Annotated in this window: 14 protein-coding genes; 4 read left to right on the forward strand and 10 right to left on the reverse strand. The window is 61.5% G+C overall.

Annotated features, from left to right (window positions below; translation table 11 throughout):
• Positions 1 to 31 precede the first annotated feature (31 nt).
• The 4 genes from pyrG to M1E10_RS17490 form a co-directional block, all read right to left on the reverse strand.
• Positions 32 to 1,660: a CTP synthase gene (gene pyrG, locus M1E10_RS17475; RefSeq protein ID WP_499174080.1), complete on the reverse strand. Its 1,629-nt coding sequence runs from the start codon at positions 1,658 to 1,660 to the stop codon at positions 32 to 34.
• Between the two features lie 134 nt (positions 1,661 to 1,794).
• Entirely contained in the window at positions 1,795 to 2,277 is a 483-nt protein-coding gene (secG, locus tag M1E10_RS17480) for a preprotein translocase subunit SecG (RefSeq protein WP_499174081.1), read from the reverse strand.
• A gap of 94 nt (positions 2,278 to 2,371) precedes the next feature.
• Positions 2,372 to 3,142, reverse strand: coding sequence for a triose-phosphate isomerase (tpiA, locus tag M1E10_RS17485; protein WP_499174082.1), 771 nt, complete (start codon positions 3,140 to 3,142; stop codon positions 2,372 to 2,374).
• A 111-nt stretch (positions 3,143 to 3,253) separates the two neighbouring features.
• On the reverse strand, positions 3,254 to 4,138 hold the full coding sequence (locus tag M1E10_RS17490; protein WP_499174083.1) for an alpha/beta hydrolase: 885 nt from the start codon (positions 4,136 to 4,138) through the stop codon (positions 3,254 to 3,256).
• 193 nt (positions 4,139 to 4,331) lie between these two features.
• Here M1E10_RS17490 and parE point away from each other — a divergent pair, with 193 nt between their 5' ends.
• The gene (parE, locus tag M1E10_RS17495) at positions 4,332 to 6,380 is read left to right on the forward strand and encodes a DNA topoisomerase IV subunit B (protein WP_499177217.1); all 2,049 of its coding nucleotides are present in this window, start codon (positions 4,332 to 4,334) and stop codon (positions 6,378 to 6,380) included.
• Positions 6,381 to 6,433: 53 nt separating this feature from the next.
• Here the strand turns inward: parE and M1E10_RS17500 are convergent, their stop codons facing one another.
• Together M1E10_RS17500 and M1E10_RS17505 are read right to left on the reverse strand one after the other, a co-directional pair.
• Complete coding sequence (locus tag M1E10_RS17500) at positions 6,434 to 8,977, reverse strand: HWE histidine kinase domain-containing protein (RefSeq protein WP_499174084.1); 2,544 nt, start codon at positions 8,975 to 8,977, stop codon at positions 6,434 to 6,436.
• Positions 8,970 to 9,536: a biliverdin-producing heme oxygenase gene (locus tag M1E10_RS17505; protein WP_499174085.1), complete on the reverse strand. Its 567-nt coding sequence runs from the start codon at positions 9,534 to 9,536 to the stop codon at positions 8,970 to 8,972. The genes M1E10_RS17500 and M1E10_RS17505 overlap by 8 nt, the downstream gene beginning before the upstream one ends.
• 146 nt (positions 9,537 to 9,682) lie before the next feature.
• On the opposite strand from M1E10_RS17505, the gene M1E10_RS17510 reads away from it, so the two are divergent.
• Positions 9,683 to 10,888 carry an AI-2E family transporter gene (locus M1E10_RS17510; protein ID WP_499177218.1) on the forward strand — a complete coding sequence of 402 codons (1,206 nt, stop codon included), beginning with the start codon at positions 9,683 to 9,685 and terminating at the stop codon, positions 10,886 to 10,888.
• Here the strand turns inward: M1E10_RS17510 and M1E10_RS17515 are convergent.
• Positions 10,866 to 11,324 (reverse strand): GNAT family N-acetyltransferase, encoded by a 459-nt coding sequence (locus M1E10_RS17515; RefSeq protein WP_499174086.1) that lies wholly within the window; start codon positions 11,322 to 11,324, stop codon positions 10,866 to 10,868. The genes M1E10_RS17510 and M1E10_RS17515 overlap by 23 nt on opposite strands.
• Positions 11,325 to 11,444: 120 nt before the next feature.
• On the opposite strand from M1E10_RS17515, the gene M1E10_RS17520 reads away from it, so the two are divergent.
• A complete protein-coding gene (locus M1E10_RS17520) occupies positions 11,445 to 11,849 on the forward strand; it encodes a hypothetical protein (protein ID WP_499174087.1) in 405 nt (134 codons plus the stop codon).
• Between the two features lie 4 nt (positions 11,850 to 11,853).
• Here the strand turns inward: M1E10_RS17520 and M1E10_RS17525 are convergent, their stop codons facing one another.
• The 3 genes from M1E10_RS17525 to M1E10_RS17535 form a co-directional block, all read right to left on the reverse strand.
• Positions 11,854 to 12,981: a DUF2336 domain-containing protein gene (locus M1E10_RS17525; protein WP_499174088.1), complete on the reverse strand. Its 1,128-nt coding sequence runs from the start codon at positions 12,979 to 12,981 to the stop codon at positions 11,854 to 11,856.
• Positions 12,982 to 13,098: 117 nt separating this feature from the next.
• A complete protein-coding gene (locus tag M1E10_RS17530; RefSeq protein WP_499174089.1) occupies positions 13,099 to 13,716 on the reverse strand; it encodes a flavin reductase family protein in 618 nt (205 codons plus the stop codon).
• Positions 13,716 to 14,303: a nitroreductase family protein gene (locus M1E10_RS17535; protein WP_499174090.1), complete on the reverse strand. Its 588-nt coding sequence runs from the start codon at positions 14,301 to 14,303 to the stop codon at positions 13,716 to 13,718. The genes M1E10_RS17530 and M1E10_RS17535 overlap by 1 nt, the downstream gene beginning before the upstream one ends.
• Positions 14,304 to 14,455: 152 nt before the next feature.
• Between M1E10_RS17535 and M1E10_RS17540 the strand changes: the two genes are divergently transcribed.
• On the forward strand, positions 14,456 to 15,403 hold the full coding sequence (locus M1E10_RS17540; protein WP_499177219.1) for an RgsD C-terminal domain-containing protein: 948 nt from the start codon (positions 14,456 to 14,458) through the stop codon (positions 15,401 to 15,403).
• Positions 15,404 to 15,417 lie beyond the last annotated feature (14 nt).

Here is a 15,417-nt window from a genome sequence, read left to right on the forward strand (position 1 = left end):
GTCGTTTTTTTTTCAAACAGCAGGCATCAGCCTATACTAGGCGGCTCTGTTCCAGTGCCGCTTCAATGAAGCTTGCAAAGAGCGGATGCGGGTCGAGCGGCCGGCTCTTCAGCTCGGGGTGATATTGCACGCCGATGAACCACGGGTGATCCGGATATTCGATCGTTTCCGGCAACAAACCGTCCGGCGACATGCCGGAGAACACCAGGCCGCATTCCTCCAGCCGGTCCTTGTATTGAACGTTCACCTCATAGCGGTGGCGATGACGCTCCGAGATGCCGGCCGAACCATAGATCCCGGCGATCTTGGTGTCCTTCTTCAGGGTCGCATCATAGGCGCCGAGCCGCATGGTGCCGCCCAGATCGCCGGCAGCGGCGCGCTTCTCGAGCGCATTGCCCCTCACCCACTCCGTCATCAGCCCGACGACCGGTTCTGCTGATGGACCGAACTCCGTCGACGAGGCCTTCTCGATACCGGCAAGATTGCGGGCCGCTTCGATGACGGCCATCTGCATGCCAAAGCAGATACCGAAGTAAGGTACCTTGCGCTCACGCGCAAAACGGGCGGCATTGATCTTGCCCTGTGCGCCGCGCTCGCCGAAGCCGCCCGGCACCAGAATGCCGTGGACCTTCTCCAGATAGGGCGCCGGGTCTTCCTGTTCGAAGACTTCCGACTCGATCCATTCCAGCCTGACCTTCACGTGGTTGGCAATCCCGCCGTGATGCAGCGCCTCGATCAGCGACTTGTAGGCATCCTTGAGACCCGTGTACTTGCCGACGATAGCAATCGTCACTTCGCCTTCCGGGGTGTGGATCCGGTTGCAGACCTTCTCCCAGGCGTCGAGACGCGGCTTCGGGGCCGGCTCGATGCCGAAGGCGGCTAGCACTTCCGAATCCAGCCCTTCCTTGTGGTAGGCCATCGGCACGTCGTAGATGTTGGCGACATCAAGCGCCTGGATGACCGCTGAAGGGCGCACGTTGCAAAACAGCGACAACTTGCGGCGTTCAGCCTCCGGGATCTCCCGGTCGGCACGCACCAGCAGGATGTCGGGCGCAATGCCCATGGCCTGCAGCTCCTTGACCGAATGCTGGGTCGGCTTGGTCTTCAGCTCGCCAGCCGCAGGAATGAAAGGCATCAGCGTCAGGTGCAGGTAGACGGCGGCGCCGCGCGGCAGCTCGTTGCCCAGCTGGCGGATCGCTTCGACGAAAGGCATGGCCTCGATGTCGCCGACCGTGCCGCCGATCTCGCAGATGACGAAGTCGTAGTCGTCATTGCCCTCGACGATGAAGTCCTTGATCTCGTTGGTGACGTGCGGGATCACCTGGACTGTCGCGCCGAGGTAGTCGCCGCGGCGTTCCTTGTCGATGATGTTCTTGTAGATCCGGCCCGTGGTGATGTTGTCGGTCTTCGTCGCCGAGCGCCCGGTAAAGCGCTCATAGTGGCCGAGATCAAGGTCGGTTTCCGCGCCGTCGTCGGTCACGAACACTTCGCCGTGCTGTGTCGGGCTCATGGTGCCCGGATCGACATTGAGGTAGGGGTCCAGCTTGCGAATGCGAACCCGATAACCGCGGGCCTGCAGCAAAGCTCCGAGTGCGGCGGCGGCAATCCCTTTTCCAAGGGAAGAAACCACGCCGCCTGTGATGAATACATATCGCGCCATGGGAGTCACCGAGTACCTGTTCATGATCGATTCCGCTAGCCCTAATCTTCACTTCGCTGAAGGGAGCCACTGAATCCGGACAAAAGAAAACCGGCAGGCTTTTGGCCTGCCGGGAGATGTTTGAGCGACCGCGCTTACTGACCGGTCGGAACGCCAGTCGGATCTGCGGGTGCGGCCGGGGCCGGAGTTGCGGCGCCGCCTGCGGGTGCGGGCGTCGCTGCTGGAGCCTGGGTTCCGGTTGCAGGCGTCTGCTGCGCCGGTGCGGCACCCCCTGTCGGCACGCCGTCTTCGGCCGGTGCCTGGGCTGGTGCGGTCGCAGCAGGACCGAGCGAGTCGAGGATCCCGTTGCCGGTACCCTGTGTCGCAGGAATTCGGTCGAGAATATCGGTCGGACGCGATTCGTAACGCGCCAGAATGCCGAGCGTCAACGATGTCAGGAAGAACAGTGCCGCGAGGATACCGGTGGTGCGGGTCAGCGCATTGGCCGTGCCGCGGGCGGACATGAAGCCTGACCCGCCGCCGACGCCGAGGCCGCCGCCTTCCGAGCGCTGGATCAGCACGACGCCCACGAGAGCGAGCACGATCATGAGATGGATGACGATCAAAACGGTTTGCATGGCAAAATCCCTGCCCTCCGCGGAAGGCAATGCTTGTAAGATTGGCGGCTCTTTACATGAGGCGGCCGCGCATTCCAAGCCCTAGCGGAACGGTTTACGCGGTCAGCTCTTCGTAGACCCGGTAGATGGCAAGGAAATCCTCGGCTTTCAAGCTCGCTCCGCCGACGAGGGCACCGTCGACATTGTCGACCGCCATCAGTTGCTTCGCGTTGGAAGGATTGACGGAGCCGCCGTAGAGGATGCGCATCGCCTTTCCTTCGGGACCGAAGCGCCCGGTCAGCTCCTGGCGCATGAAGGCATGCGCATCCGCAATGTCCTCCACCGTCGGGGTCACCCCGGTTCCGATCGCCCAGATCGGCTCGTAGGCGATGACCGTCCGCTCCGCCGTTGCACCGTCCGGGACCGAGCCGACAAGCTGGCGCTTCAGCACCTCGAGCGTATGACCGTTTTCCCGCTCGTTCTCTGTCTCCCCGATGCAGATGATGGCGGTCAGATCGGCGGCATGAGCGGCTTCGGCCTTGGAACGGACGAGAGAGTCGCTCTCACCATGGTCGCTGCGGCGCTCGGAGTGACCGACGATGACAAAGGTGCCGAAGCAATCGGCGATCATCTCGGCCGAGATGTCGCCGGTATGGGCACCATGAGTCTTCGGATGACAATCCTGGGCTCCGATCATAAGCGGGCTCTCGGTGCAGATCGCCGTCGCCACATAGATCAGGGTGGCCGGCGGGCACAGCAGTGTCTCGACCTTATCCGACAATTCGCCTCGTACGCCCTCGCTGATCGCCTTGATCTGGTCAAGCGACGAGCGGGTGCCGTTCATTTTCCAGTTGCCCGCCACCAGCGGCCGTACATCGGGTGTCATCGTTGGTCTCCTTCCCTTTGGGCTTTGGTGCCCGTTCTCTTCATCAGCGGTTTAAGTGTGACGGACACCAAACGCCACGAAAAACGAGCGATTGGGACGAAGGTTAAAGCCTCAGGCGGCCGTCAGCAGGAAATTGAGAAGCTTGCGCCAGTCGGTCATGCGGATGGGGGTGCCATGACCGCCGGTGTTGAAGACCGTCAGTCGGACGGGATATTCTGCCGCCCGCAGCTTCCTGTAGACGGCCACCTGCCCCTCGACCGGATAGACGCTGTCGGCGCTACCCTGCGACAGATAGATCGGCATGCGGCGCTTGGCAGCGGGTGTCGTCAGAAAGCCGGCGTCGGGAGGGCCGCCGATAACCGCCATTCCACTCAGGTAGTGGACCGCCTCGCGGTCTCGGGCGATCCCTGAACAGATCATCCCGCCCATGGAGGCACAGGCCAGCAGGACCGGCCGACCGCGAGATTGCTCGAAGGCGTGGCGGATAAGCAAGGCGATCTCCGCCGTTCCGCTGGAGTCAAAGGAGACCACACTCGGAGCATAATAGGTGCCGCCGTTCCGGACAGCGAGGTTCTTCAGCCGGTTGAAGTTGCCGCCAAAACTGTAGTCGTTGACGCCAAGACGCCTGTCTCCGCCCCGCCCGTGCACGAAGATCACCGTGAAGGCTGCGTCCCGGGCTTTCCCCACGCGCGCTACCTCGATGGCCCTGCCACCGATCTGTAGCGTCTCGTTTTCCTGCACGCGCCTGACGGACGTGGCGACATAGGTGGATTTGACCCGACGCTCGGGCTCCTGGTCGCGCTCGTTGATGTCGCGCAGTTCCTGGTAGTCTATGACCTCATAGGCACCACTGTCGGCGCTCTCCAGGACCTGGAACTGGGAGAACAGCTCGTCCTTGTACGGCTTGATCGGTCCCTGCTGCGCCAGCGCCTGCCCGCCGGCGAAAGCTGCAGCGACCAGAAATACTGTGGCTAGAGTGAAATGAACTGTGGACACGGCTCTCTCCCGTCGGTCGATCCGCTGTCGGCACCTTGCCAATGTCAGCTCAGCAAAGCATTGCTCGGGGAGCACATTCCCTGCCGCATCGCAGAAACGCCAGCTTTCTGGCAGAATTGCCGGTGATTCGAAACAGCATGAGGCGGACATGGCATCCCCTTCAGCCCCTCGACAGGTAGTACCGACTGACCCGATGGATGACAACAACGACCTTTTTGCAGACCTTCCTCTGGCCACGCCAGTCGCTTTGGAGCCCAAGCCGCCCGTGACCGTCGCCAAGCCCAAGGATCCGCCTGCCGATCCTGCGACCTCCGCCGACGACTATGGAGCGTCCTCCATTCGCGTCCTTGAGGGGCTCGAACCCGTCCGGATGCGCCCGGGCATGTATATTGGGGGCACCGATGAGAAGGCCCTGCACCACCTTTTTGCCGAAGTCCTCGACAACTCGATGGACGAAGCCGTGGCCGGCCACGCTAATTTCATCGAGGTCCACCTGGACACCGAGGGCTGTCTCACCGTCACCGACAATGGTCGCGGCATTCCTGTGGAAAATCATCCCCAGGTGCCGGGCAAGTCGACACTCGAAGTGATCATGACGAAGCTGCATGCCGGCGGCAAATTCGACGGCAAGGCCTATGAGACCTCCGGTGGTCTCCACGGCGTTGGCGTTTCGGTGGTCAATGCGCTCTCCGACCTCCTCGAAGTTGAGGTCGCACGCGACCGCAAGCTCTACCGACAGCGTTTTTCACGCGGCATACCCCAGGGGGGGCTTGAGGAACTGGGCCCCGTTCACAACCGTCGCGGAACCCGCGTCCGTTTTCATCCCGACCCGCAGATCTTCGGCGATCATGCCAAGTTTGATCCAGGCCGGATCTTCCGGATGGCGCGTTCGAAAGCCTATCTGTTCGGTGGCGTCGAAATCCGCTGGTCTTGCGATCCGGGCTTGGTGCCGCCGGGTGGAGAACTCCCGGAGAAGGCCGTCTTCCACTTCCCGGGCGGACTCAAGGATTATCTCGCCGCAACGCTCGGCAAAGACTTCACCGTCACCCGCGAGATTTTCGCAGGCCGTACCGAAAAGACCGGCGGCCATGGCGCCATGGAGTGGGCTATCACCTGGTACGGCGGCGACCCGCAGGTCCATTCCTACTGCAACACCATCCCGACCCCCGAGGGTGGCACGCATGAGGCCGGCCTGCGCATCGCGCTCCTCAAGGGCCTGAAGAACTATGCGGACCTGACGCAGAACAAGCGGGCAGCACAGATCACCACCGACGACGTGATGATCTCGGCCGTCGGCATGCTGTCGGTGTTCATTCGCGAGCCGGAATTCGTCGGCCAGACGAAGGACAGGCTTGCCACCGTCGAGGCCCAACGCCTCGTCGAGAACATCCTGCGCGATCCGTTCGATCATTACCTGACGGGCAATCCGGGCGAAGCAGACAAGCTGCTCGACTGGGTGATCGAACGATCCGAGGAGCGCCTGCGCCGTCGCAAGGAAAAGGAAGTCAACCGCAAGACCGCGGTGCGCAAGCTGCGTCTGCCGGGCAAGCTTGCCGATTGCTCGCAGAATACGGCCGAAGGCGCGGAAATCTTCATCGTCGAGGGCGATTCGGCCGGCGGCTCCGCGAAGCAGGGGCGCAACCGCGCCAACCAGGCAATTCTTCCGTTGCGCGGCAAGATCCTCAACGTCGGCAGTGCCAGCCGCGAGAAGCTGTCCGCCAATCAGCAGATTGCAGATCTCATTCAGGCGCTGGGCTGCGGTACGCGAACCAAATACCGGGAGGAGGATCTCCGTTACGAGCGCGTCATCATCATGACCGATGCCGACGTTGACGGCGCCCATATCGCCTCGCTCCTGATCACGTTCTTCTATCAGGAGATGCCGGAAATGATCCGGGGCAATCACCTGTATCTCGCCGTGCCGCCGCTCTACGTCATCCGCCAGGGTGCCAAATCGGTCTACGCCCGCGACGATGCACACCGCGCCGAACTGATGGAGACGGTGTTCAAGGGCAAGAAGGTCGAAATCGGCCGCTTCAAGGGCCTCGGCGAGATGATGCCGGCGCAGCTGAAGGAAACCACCATGGACCCTGCCAAGCGCACGCTCCTGCGTGTGGCGATTGACGATGTCGATTTCGAGGGAACCCGCGAGGCTGTCGACAATCTGATGGGCACCAGGCCGGATGCCCGGTTCCGCTTCATTCAGGACAGGGCTGCCTTCGCCGAAAATCTCGACATCTGATGCACGGCGGCGGCGCGCCCTTCCTGGGGCGCGCGGCGCCGACTGCTGCCGTGTCACTGCGCTGCGAGTAACTTTCCGAGAGTGCGGATCAGCGCGGAGGCCTCGTAAGGCTTGCGCAGTACCGGCACGTCCAGATTTTCCGGGATGATCGAGCGATCGCTGTAGCCGGTCGCAAACACGAACGGGATCGCGCGACGACGCAACTCCTGAGCCACCGGCATGGAAGTGCCATTGCCAAGGTTAACGTCAAGGATGGCGATCTGCGGCGTAAAATGCTCCAGATGGCGTAGGGCCTCAGCTGCCGATGGCGCGGTGGTCACCTTGTGGAATCCGTGGTCCGCCAGGATCGTTTCGACATCGGCTGCAATCAGCATCTGATCCTCGACCAGAAGCAATTCGATCTGCGAGAAATCCGCGCGATCCGAGCTCTCGTCTTCCGCCTCAGCTTCTATCGACTGGAGCTCGTCGTCTTCACCACCGGCCTGGATGTGACGCGGCGGAATGCAGAAGTAACCCTGAAGCCCGCCCGCGTCGTAATCAATCTGGCTCCTGCCGCCGAGTTCGTAGGAAACGCTGCGTCCAATCAATACGCTGCCGAAGCCCTTCCGCATCGGTGAAGTGACCGGCGGGCCACCGCTCTCGCTCCACCAGATTTCGCAGTCACCGGTCTCGCCCCGACACCAGCGGACGGAAAGATTGCCACCCGAAACGGACAGGCCGCCATATTTGGCGGCATTCGTCGCCATCTCATGGAGAACAAGCGCCATTACAGAGAAGGAGCGCGCATCGAGCCAAACCGGCGGCCCCTGCAGCAGGATGTCGCGGTCTTTCCGCTGATACGGACGAAGCTCAGCCTGCAACAGCTCACGCAGCATGCCACCATCACCGCTGCGGACGATCTGGTCATGTGCCAGCGAAAGTGCCTGCACCCTCCCCTTGAGCGATTCGACATAGCTTTCGAGATCCTGGTGCGTTTCCGACGGGCTGCCGATCAGGGACTTGATGACCGACAGGATATTCTTGACCCGGTGGTTGAGCTCCTCGTTGAGCATCCTTTGACGCACATCCGCCTTGCCGCGCTCGTCGGCAATCAGTTCATTGTGATGCAGCACGATCTCGACGAGCACGGACCGGATTGCGTCTGCGACCTCCATGTCCGCATCCGACCATGGCTGCGCCTGGTCGCGCACGGTTTCCTTCCATAGCGCAAAGCTCTTCCTTGGGGTCAGTCGATCACCCAAAGGCCCCACACTATAGGATTTATCGGGATTTCCCGCCCAGTTCAGCGTCTGCACAACTTCACGGCGGAAGAAGAAAAGACAATCGCGGGACCGCTGCGACAACGGAACGGCCACGACACCACAAATCCCCTCAGGCGGCTTGACGGGTTCCGGGAGATCCGCCGACAGCTTGTGACTCTGCCACACCCTGCCAGCAGAAATCTCCGCCAGCATTTCCGCGAGCACGGCGGCCTCGTCCTGCCGGGGTGTGACGCCGATTGCGGTCCAGACGCCGCCAAGCCATAGCCCGACGCCATCGGATGGCAGCATGGCACCGAATTCCTCCAGAGAGGTACGGAGCAATGCGCGGATGTCGGCCTGATGGGACGCAACTTGAAGAAAGCGATCCAGGGCACCGCGCACTTCCCGACTCTTCTCACCAACCTCTTTCTGCCTCAGGGCGCTGAGATGCAGGGAAAAGAACTCACCAAAGGTCTCCGCGGCAATACGCTGCGGCATCGACAACGATTTTGGTGAGTAATGATGGCAGGCAATCAGTCCCCAGAGTTCACCATCAACGATGATCGAGATCGACATGGAGGCGGACACGCCCATGTTACGCAGGTACTCGCAGTGCACCGGAGAAACGCTGCGCAGATGCGCGAAAGAAAGATCCAGAGGATGCCCGGCCTCGTCCAGCTCGGGAAGAATGTTCACGCGGGTATTATCGGCGTTCGAAATCACCCGGATGGTGTTCTTGATGTAGAGGATGCGCGCCTGTTTGGGGATGTCGCTGGCCGGAAAATACTGGCCCTTGAAGCTCTCTAGGTCGCGCCGCTTGTGCTCGCTGATGACCTTGCCGGCACCGTCGTTTTCGAACCGGTAGATCATCACCCGGTCGTAGCCCAGAAGCGCATGGATCAGGCGCGTCGAACGCTCCACCAGTTGCTCGACCGTGCCGATGTTGCGAACGCGGCTGATCAGCATGCGGGCGACTTCGAGCGGTTGATCCGTATCGCCCATGACCGGTTCGAATTCCAGGATCGCATTGCCGTTGAAGACATGGATCGAGACGTCGAACCGCTGGCCGGAAGGCAGCAGCACGTTATGACGCAGCGCCGGCCGGGCAGGATCGGACGATGTCGCGATGGCGTTGCGAAGCGTGTGTGCGACTTCTCCACCAAGGACCTCGTCGAGGCGTTGGCCGATCAGATCCTGCGAAACCTCCAGCATGGCCGGCGCATTCGCCGAGTGGCGCAGCACCGCGCTCCCGGATGGGTCGCATGCGATAAGACAGCCATGCGGCTGGATACTTCCGGGCACATGGATCGGCTCACGGTCGCAGTTGCTGAGGTCGACTGTCTGGCTTTCAGGCATTCTTCATTTCCTCGAAAGCTTGACCGACGGCGAAGAACATCGCCTCGGAGGCTTCGACTGTGCGATCAAGGTCAAGCTCAGGCGCTGTTTCCAGCAACTCCAGCAGCCGCTTCCAGCGCTCACTGGACTGCGCCTGTGCGGCAAGATGGCGCGCACCGAAGAGCTCGGTCAGTCCAAGCTTTTGTGCGCGGCGATAGAGCACGCGGGCTCCAAGCGAAGATCCTTCAACGACGTAGAGGGTGCCCAGAAGGCTCTCTAGGTCCGGACCGATGGCGGGCATCTTCTGGATGCAGCTCCGCCCGGGCTGCGGCATGTCGAGATCATCCATATCCCTGCGCATTAGATCCGTCAGGAGATCAGGCCACTGCCACAGAGACAGCTGCGAAGGCAGGCTGACACCGGTCATGCTCTCGTTGAGGGATGCCCGGAAGATATAGGTGCCGGAGAGGTATCGACGATACGCATCGAGCGTCTCGAAGGAGCCTACCGTCGCCTCTACCTTGGCGTGGGACGAAGAGGTCCGATCCCGCACAAGGAACCGACGCGATGATGATGTCATGAAGAATATTCGGTCTGTTTGAATTCCATCATATTTATCGCATAGGTATGGCAGGACAAGATGTGCGAACTCCTTTTTGGGTTCTTCCTCGTCATCTTGTGCAATTTGTCGTGAAAGCCATATGCTTGGCGACCAACGGAGTAGTGATGACGGTGAACGGATCCCCAAAACCGCAAGATGCGCCGCGCTGGCTTGGGCCGGTCGCTCATAGCCGCTCCGCATTGATTCCGCCGATTTCGGCAGCTCGCTGGTTGCTGGTGCTGATCGTGATCGCGGGGATATACTTCTTCCACGGCTTCGTTGTCCCCGTATTGGCGGCACTCGTCATCGGATTTGCAAGTTGGCCTCTGTACCGGAAGATGCTGCAGAACATCGGCGGCAATACGACAATCGGTGCAACGCTCGCCATCATCTTTATCATCGCCTTCCTCGTAGTGCCGATCGGCATCGCCATTTCCTACACGATCGGCGAGGTGCGAGAATGGGTCGCGTGGATCATCGAGGTCAATCGCGATGGTGCGGCGGTGCCCGCCTGGATCGCCGCCCTCCCCGGCGTCGGACCATGGTTGACGGAGCAATGGGACAGTCATGTCGGCGCCCCAGGGGCCGTCGGCGAACTCATTCAGATCGTCAGCGGTGCAAATATCGGCAACATCTACCGTGCGGTGATTGCAGCCGGAGATGGCGTTTTCCACCTGTTCCTGACACTGCTCTTCATGCTGATCGCACTCTTTTTCGTCTACCGCGACGGCGCTTCATTCACCCGCCAGATCGATCTGCTTGGCGAGCGTATCCTTCCAATCCGCTGGGAACGCATCTCGCGCGTGGTTCCTGCAACGATCAGTTCGACGGTGACAGGCATGACCCTGATTGCCATCGGAGAAGGCATCGTACTGGGCATCGCCTACTGGATAGCCGGCGTGCCTTCACCCGTCACACTCGGCGTAATTACCGGTGTCATGGCCCTGATTCCGGGCGGCGCGCCGCTCTCCTTCACGCTGGTGTCCATCTACCTCCTGGCCAGCGGCTCCTTTTTCGCGGGCATTGGGCTCTTTGTCTGGGGCGCTGTTGAGCTCTTCATCGTCGATAAGACTGTGCGCCCCCGACTCATTGGCGGCCCGATCAAGCTGCCGTTCCTGCCGACGTTCTTCGGTCTCGTTGGCGGCGTGAAGACCATGGGCTTCCTCGGTCTCTTCATTGGCCCGGTGCTGATGGCGCTGATCGTCTCGATCTGGCGCGAATGGATCCGGGAGGTACGCCTTGCCGATGCCGGCGAGATTCAATCCGCGGATCTAGCCAAGGAAGAATACCAGCCGGTCCCCCCGACCGTCAGGACAGCCTCTTCTCCATGAAGAGACTCAAAGGGTCCGGCTTGTAGGCGCCAAAGGGCGGAATGTCGGTGAACCCGTAAGCGCGGTAAAGACCGATCGCCTCCGGCTGGTGGATGCCTGTCTCCAGCCGGATCGCATCAAGTTTCCCGCTGCGTGCGCCGTCGATCATGGCCTCGAGGAGCAGCTTGCCGATCTTCAGCCCGCGCCAGGCAGGATCGACGAACATGCGCTTGATCTCGGCCGTGCGATCGCCTGCATCGACAAGGGCGCAGCAACCGGCAATGACTCCGTCCTTCCTCGCCACAAGGAAGCGGACCGAAGGCATCTCCAGGCTGGATACGTCAACGAGGTGATTGCTTTGTGGCGGGTAGAGAGAGGCCGCATAGGCATCAGAAAGCTCCAGGAGGCGCAGGATCTCCGGCTGGCGAGGACGCTCGATCGTGATCGTGACGGTCATGGAGGCTCCGGCTCCCAACAATTATCGGAAGGCGCTATAGCTCAGCCGGAGAGGATCGCCAAGCCGCCCTGATTGGGTCACCTTTATCGGCATGATCACGGAAGAAGCGGGGAACCGAGAATGAATGCAGCAATCATCATCCTGACCATCCTCGGCTGCGACGACAGCGGCACCGAGTGCCACTACGTCGCCACCTCGCAAAAGCGATGGACGAGCATCGAGATGTGCAGCGCAAGCTCTGACAGAGAACTCCTCGACCACGCCAACGCCCCCTACCCGGTGGTGATCGCGGTTTGCCAGGAGCCGCAACAGACGGAGATCGTGGAAAGCCCGGAACTGCCCGCCTCGCCCGCGCCAGCCGTTGCCAGCGTGGAAGTTACGGCAGACGGGGAGAGAAATCTTGCCGTGCGGGCGATCTCGCGCGTCAAAGCCGTGCTGCCGACGACCGAAGGCGTCCGTACGCTGATGCAGACACCCGTCCGTCTCGTGGACGAAAGCTACTCCTGGGTGGCGCGCAAGTTCTGACGCTTCAGGCAGCCAGCAGCGCGCTGCCTGCATAGGAGCGGGCCGTGACCCGCAGTTCGCTGCGCTGCAGCTTCTCCACCAGGTCCAGAAGCAGGGCAACCGGAGAATTCGGATCGACCGGCCTGCGGCACGTTTCCAGCAGTCGGTCGCAGATGCTCTGGGTCGTCAAAACCTCGCCCGCCTGGCGCCAGAGCAGGGTTGCTTCCACAAACACCATGGCAATGTCGCGGCGCAGGCCGGCGGCCTCGAACAGCGCCCGGACCGCATGCATGCGCCCGGATGCGAGAAGGGAGCGCACCCGCCGCTCCTCCAGCCCCGACAATGCAACCATCGCATGGCAAAAGAAGTCGCTCTTGCCGCTGCAGAGCGCATGGATCAGAAGCGCCGGCGTCAGCCTTCCCTTGGCTCTGAGGTGCTCCACCAGGGCGGGCAGTTCCGTGATCGAGACGTCCCCGGCAATGGCGACGGACGCCGTCTCACAGGCGTCGAGGGTCAGTCGCTCAAGGCGCGGTCGAGCAAGCACCCTGCGAACGAGATCGGAGCCGGCCAGCGCGGTGCTAACCTGCTCCACCAGAGCCTGGCGGGCATCGGCCGGCAGGTCGCCACGCTCCAGCAGCAACCGCCGGATCGCCGCGCAATGACCGAATCGCTCTGCGATACGGCTCACGGAGAGGCTGGAGATCGACGCCGTCTCATTTTCCAGCAGAATAACGGCCGCCCCCTCGTCGCCAACTTCGGCTAAGGCCGCGGATACCGAGCGACTGAGATGTCCCCTGGCCGCGACGAAGCCGCCCACAAGCGGATCAGCTGCGGCTGCAAGATCAATCAGATCCGAATCCGAGAGCACGGGAGAAAGCGTCACAACAGTACAGGCGATTTCCGGCTGATCCTCAGCTAGCGCTATCATGATGGCGCGCGGCGCGAGCGGTGACGTGGCAAGAGCCTGCGCTAGGCTCAGTCGCACCTGCGGTGAAGGGTCATCCAGGAGGTGTGACATGGCCAGAAGCGCGGCGCGGCGCTGCTCTTTCTCCAAATCGGGCCGGAGAAAGGCTCTCGCCAGTGCGGCGGCGGCACTGGCCCTGTCGGCCGCCCGCGCCGTTTCGATCCAACGAATGAAAGCCTCTATGATCACTACGAACCCCGGCTGACGAACAGCGTCACCTGAAACACTAACTGCCGTCACGCTAGGGGCAAAACGTTTAAGATTGGTTCACCATGTTCGCCAACCTTCGGCGGTGCAGGCCGAAAATCAAGCCTGACTCTGAGGCTCTGGCCTTGTCAGTTCGAAGACCTCCGCGCCGCCATCGCTGAAGTCGCGATAGCCCATGCGCGCGATTGGCCGCAGCAGCGCCATGTCGATCCGCCCGTCGCGGATCACCTCTTCACGGATATGGATGCCGACGACCTCACCGAAGACCATGTAGGATGACGCCTTGCTCCCCTCCAGGGTGCTGGGCTGGAGGATCTCGGTGACCCGGCATTCGAGCGCGGTGTAGGCCTCTGCAACATAAGGCGCATCGACAAGAGTTCCCTGCTCAGGCGTTACGCCTGCAAGGGCGAATTCGTCGGTGCCATAAGGCACCGTCACCGAAGAGGCGTTCACCGCTTCGGCCAGATGTCGGCTGGCGAGGCTTGCCGTGAACACCCCCGTCTCCTCTGCATTGCGCAGGCTGTCCTTGCGCCCGCTCGATGAGAACATGATGATCTTTGGCGTGTCGGAGACGATGTTGAAGAAGGAATAGGGAGACAGATTGATCGAGCCGTCCCTGCCCCTCGAGCCGATCCAGCCGATCGGCCTCGGAGCAACGATCGCCTTGAAGGGATCGTGCTTCATGCCATGGGCATTGGTCTGCGTGTCATAGAACATCAGGACCTGTCCTCGCCCGCAAAGGTGACGATGTCGGCAAGGTTGGGACGGGGACGATCGGGGACGGGGAAATCACTGGATCCTATGTGGATCAAGCCTGCGACCTTCTCCTCCGGCTTCACGCCAAGTGCTGCCAGCGCTCGGCTGTCATAGGCGATCCATTCCGAACGCCAGTTCGCCGCATAGCCATGGGCATTGGCGGCCATCAGCATATTGAGGCAGACGGCGCCTGCAGAGAGCACCTGTTCCCATTCCGGGATCTTGACATGCGGTGCTGCGGTGCTGACCACGGCTACCACGACCGGCGCCCGCAACAGACGTGACAATTCCGCCTCGCGTGCCGCATCCGTCAGCTCCGGCGAATCTTGCAGCATGATAGCAAGGAAGATCTCGCCCAACTGTCGGCGGACCTCGCCGCGGTAGACAATGAAGCGCCAGGGCGCGAGCTTCCCATGATCGGGCACCCGTGACGCCAGCGTCAGAATCGCCTCCAGTTCCTCCTCGCTTGGGCCCGGTTCGCCGATCTGGGCAACCGGTGTTGAATGGCGTTCGCGCAGATAATCAACGAGGTTCGTATCGTTTTGCATACTTGAGTCGTCCTTAACGGGGAGATCGGCCGTGCCAGCCTTGAATTCGCCTTTGGATTGGTCTTCAAGTGATGCTTGGAAATTCAAGAGTCAACGGTTCAGCAAAGATGACAGGCAGATCGAACGCCGTGCGCTTGGCCCTCGTTGGAGCGATGGTCTTCGCGCATGCCTATGGCGCTACGGCCCAGGAGGCGTTCAAGAGCTTCAAGCAACTGAACAGCACGACCAAGATGCCGAAGCTGAATGCCTTCTCGGCCACGCCCCTGGAGCCTGCAGCCATTGTCGGCAAGGATGTCGTACTGGAGGCCAAGCTGACGGCGGCCGATGAGGAACCCGTACAGGAAGGCCTGACCTGGAGAGTGTTCAGCCCGATCTCCGGAGAGGATGGCAAGCTGCCGCTAGTGGCCAGTGCCGAAGGCGGCGACGCCGCATTCCAACTGGCACCCGGCGACTACTTCGTCAATGTTGCCTTCGGTCGTGCCGGCGTCACCAAGAAAGTGACGGTACCGGTCGAGGGCGATGTCGAAAAGCAGGTTCTGGTGCTCGATGCGGGTGGCGTCGTACTCACCGCCACGTCTGGCTCCGAGGAGCAGATTCCGGAACAACAGCTGACCTTCTCGATCTATTCGTCCGAAGTTCGCGAGAACGGTGAACGCGGACTGCTGATGGCCGAAATTCAGCCCAACACTATCGTCCGGCTGAATGCCGGCACCTACCACGTCGTCTCCGAATATGGAGACGTGAATGCGGTGGTGCGTGCGGACATCCAGGTGGAAGCCGGCAAGCTGGTCGAAGCGACGCTTCAGCACCGGGCGGCCCAGATTACCCTGAAGCTCGTGTCGCAGGCGGGCGGCGAAGCGGTGGCCGACACCGCATGGTCGGTGCTGACGGCCGCTGGCGACATCGTCAATGAGAGCGTCAGCGCATTTTCCACCATGGTGCTTGCCGAAGGCGATTACCTCGCCGTCGCGCGCAACAAGGACAAGATCTATCAGCGCGCCTTCACGGTCGAATCGGCAAGGAATATGGACGTCGAGGTGATGATGAAGGAACAGCCCGCCAATATGGATCTGTTCACTGACGCCGTGCTCCGGAACTGAGCGATGCCATTTCA

This window comes from Rhizobium sp. PK7-22 (assembly GCF_056530405.1).

Coding starts and splice junctions, on each gene's coding strand:
- M1E10_RS17535 (WP_499174090.1), bottom strand. CDS start 14,303: ATGCAAAACGATACGAACCTCGTTGATTATCTGCGCGAACGCCATTCA.
- tpiA (WP_499174082.1), bottom strand. CDS start 3,142: ATGACACCCGATGTACGGCCGCTGGTGGCGGGCAACTGGAAAATGAAC.
- M1E10_RS17540 (WP_499177219.1), top strand. CDS start 14,456: ATGGTCTTCGCGCATGCCTATGGCGCTACGGCCCAGGAGGCGTTCAAG.
- parE (WP_499177217.1), top strand. CDS start 4,332: ATGGATGACAACAACGACCTTTTTGCAGACCTTCCTCTGGCCACGCCA.
- M1E10_RS17520 (WP_499174087.1), top strand. CDS start 11,445: ATGAATGCAGCAATCATCATCCTGACCATCCTCGGCTGCGACGACAGC.
- M1E10_RS17500 (WP_499174084.1), bottom strand. CDS start 8,977: ATGCCTGAAAGCCAGACAGTCGACCTCAGCAACTGCGACCGTGAGCCG.
- secG (WP_499174081.1), bottom strand. CDS start 2,277: ATGCAAACCGTTTTGATCGTCATCCATCTCATGATCGTGCTCGCTCTC.
- M1E10_RS17530 (WP_499174089.1), bottom strand. CDS start 13,716: ATGTTCTATGACACGCAGACCAATGCCCATGGCATGAAGCACGATCCC.
- pyrG (WP_499174080.1), bottom strand. CDS start 1,660: ATGGCGCGATATGTATTCATCACAGGCGGCGTGGTTTCTTCCCTTGGA.
- M1E10_RS17505 (WP_499174085.1), bottom strand. CDS start 9,536: ATGACATCATCATCGCGTCGGTTCCTTGTGCGGGATCGGACCTCTTCG.
- M1E10_RS17515 (WP_499174086.1), bottom strand. CDS start 11,324: ATGACCGTCACGATCACGATCGAGCGTCCTCGCCAGCCGGAGATCCTG.
- M1E10_RS17510 (WP_499177218.1), top strand. CDS start 9,683: ATGACGGTGAACGGATCCCCAAAACCGCAAGATGCGCCGCGCTGGCTT.